General features: G+C 74.6%; 3 protein-coding genes. 1 reads left to right on the forward strand and 2 read right to left on the reverse strand.

Annotated features, from left to right (window positions below; translation table 11 throughout):
* Positions 1 to 164: 164 nt before the first annotated feature.
* Entirely contained in the window at positions 165 to 929 is a 765-nt protein-coding gene (locus ACZ6EJ_RS08440) for an SDR family NAD(P)-dependent oxidoreductase (protein ID WP_469265428.1), read from the reverse strand.
* Positions 930 to 1,139: 210 nt separating this feature from the next.
* On the opposite strand from ACZ6EJ_RS08440, the gene ACZ6EJ_RS08445 reads away from it, so the two are divergent.
* Positions 1,140 to 1,649, forward strand: coding sequence for a DinB family protein (locus tag ACZ6EJ_RS08445; RefSeq protein ID WP_469265430.1), 510 nt, complete (start codon positions 1,140 to 1,142; stop codon positions 1,647 to 1,649).
* 119 nt (positions 1,650 to 1,768) lie between these two features.
* On the opposite strand, the gene ACZ6EJ_RS08450 is transcribed toward ACZ6EJ_RS08445, so the two are convergent.
* Positions 1,769 to 1,936 carry a DUF6381 family protein gene (locus ACZ6EJ_RS08450; protein ID WP_469265413.1) on the reverse strand — a complete coding sequence of 56 codons (168 nt, stop codon included), beginning with the start codon at positions 1,934 to 1,936 and terminating at the stop codon, positions 1,769 to 1,771.
* Positions 1,937 to 2,212: the final 276 nt, after the last annotated feature.

Raw genomic sequence — 2,212 nt, forward strand, 5'->3', positions numbered from 1 at the left:
GAAGGAGTGAGAAGGAGAAGTCACCCTCCCCCCCCCCCCCCCCCCCCCCCCCCCCCCCCCCCGCCCCCCCCCCACCCCCCCCCCCCCCCCCCCCCCCCCGCTTCGGTCGCCGGGGCGACCGGTGGGGCGGCAGGCGACGGGCCGCGGAAGCGCTGAGCCGGGGCTCAGAGACCGGTGCCTCCGGTGGCGTCGAGGCACTGGCCGGTGACCCAGCGCGCGTCGCGCGAGGCGAGGAACGCCACGACGTCGGCGATGTCGTCGGGGCGGCCCAGGCGGCCGAACACGGAGTGCGCCGCCAGGGCCGCCCTCGCCTCGGGGGTCTCGCGCCGCCGGGCGTTCATGTCGGTCTCGACGAAACCCGGCACGACCGCGTTGGCCGTGATGCCCCGCCCCGCCACCTCCTTTGCCACAGCAAGCGTCAAGGTCTCCACCGCCCCCTTGGTCATGGCGTACGTCACCGACTCGGGAAAGGACCGGTGCGCGGCGGCCGACGAGATGTTGACGATCCGCCCTTCGTCGCGCATCAGCGTCAAAGCGTGCTGGATGAGGAACAACGGCGCTTTCACGTTCACGGCGAACAGCCGGTCGAAATTCTCCGGTGAGGCGTCGGCTATTCGTCCGGAACCGCTCACCCCCGCGTTGTTGACGAGGATGTCCAGCACCGGTTCCTCGCCCAGAGCGGCCATCCCCGCGCCGAACTCCTCGTAGAGCGCCTCGACGTCTCCCTCGACGCCCAGCAGGGAGCCCACCGGGAAAGCCCTGCCGCCCGCTTTCCGGATCTCCTCGACCACGTCCAGCGCGGCTTCCTTCCGCACGCCGTAATGGACGGCGACCAAAGCCCCGTCACGCGCGAGCCGTCGGGCGATCGCCCGCCCGATACCACGGCTCGAACCCGTGACCAACGCGACCTTTCCCGCCAACGGACCCATGGATCCATCCCCCTGTGTCGAGCATTCCGCGGATTCCACGGAGCGCTGCCACCCTACCCAGGGCCCGGGCGGCGCCATGCGCGTGCGCGAAGCGACGTCGGACCCCTCCCGCGCGGCGGGGAGGGCGGACGGGCCGAGCAGGGAAGTACGGGGCACGGCCCGACCCTGGTCATACTGTCGGACGGCAGTTCAGGAGCGAAGGGCGTGATCATGGCGAGTGACCACCGGGTCGGGCCTCCCCTGGCGGGGAGCGAGCGCGAGACGCTGCGGGCCTTTCTCGACTACCACCGCGAGACGCTGGCGATGAAGTGCGCCGGGCTGAGCGACGACGCCTTGCGCGAGCGGTCCATGCCGCCCTCGACGCTGTCCCTGCTGGCTCTGGTGCGGCACATGGCCGAGGTGGAACGCGCCTGGTTCCGCCGCGTGTTCGAGGACGGCGACGCTCCGATGGTGTGGTCGGAGGAGATCGACTTCCAGGCGGCCTACGACACGAGCGCGTCGAACCGGGTCGAGGCGTTCACCGCCTGGGAGGCGGAGGTGGAGACCTCGCGCCGCATCGAGCGCGAGGCCGCTTCGCTGGACCTGTCGGGTCACCAGCCGCGCTGGGGGAAGGACGTCTCCCTGCGGATGGTCATGGTGCACGTCCTGCTGGAGTACGGCCGCCACAACGGGCACGCGGACCTGCTCCGCGAGGGGGTGGACGGGACGGTGGGCGCCTGAGCCCACGGGAGAACGCCCGGCCGGGGACGGGTCCCACCGCAGCCGCGCGGCACCTGGGACCGGGTGCGGAGCCCGTGACGGTACGGGGACGGCGGACGGCGCCCGCAGGGCCGATCGGCTCAGGGGCGGGGCCCGGCCACCAGGTCCTCGTGCAGGAGGCGGCGGGCCTTCTCCCTCAGCCGCCGGCGGTGCTCGGGGTCGGTGGCCCGCTCGGCGGCGCGGGCCAGTTCCTCGGCGCGCTCACGGGTGCGGCGGGCCCTCTCCATCGGGGTGTCGGGCAGGTTCATGGGGTGTCCTCCATCGTGAATCCGTCGTCGGGGACCGGGGTCGTCCGTACGCGCGACCTGAGCCTGTGCGGCCGGCGGGCCGTGCGAGGGGGTTCTGCCACAGCGTCAGCGACGCCTCGGCGGCGCGTCCGGGCAGGGGCCGTGCGCCGAGCGGTGGTACGGGCGCGGCTCGGTCCGCGCCGGGCGCGGGGGGGGGGGGGGGGGGGGGGGGGGGGGGGGGGGGGGGGGGGGGGGGGGGGGGGGGGGGGGGGGGGGGGGGGGGGGGGGGGGGGGGGG

This window comes from Streptomyces sp. NPDC041970 (assembly GCF_055588985.1).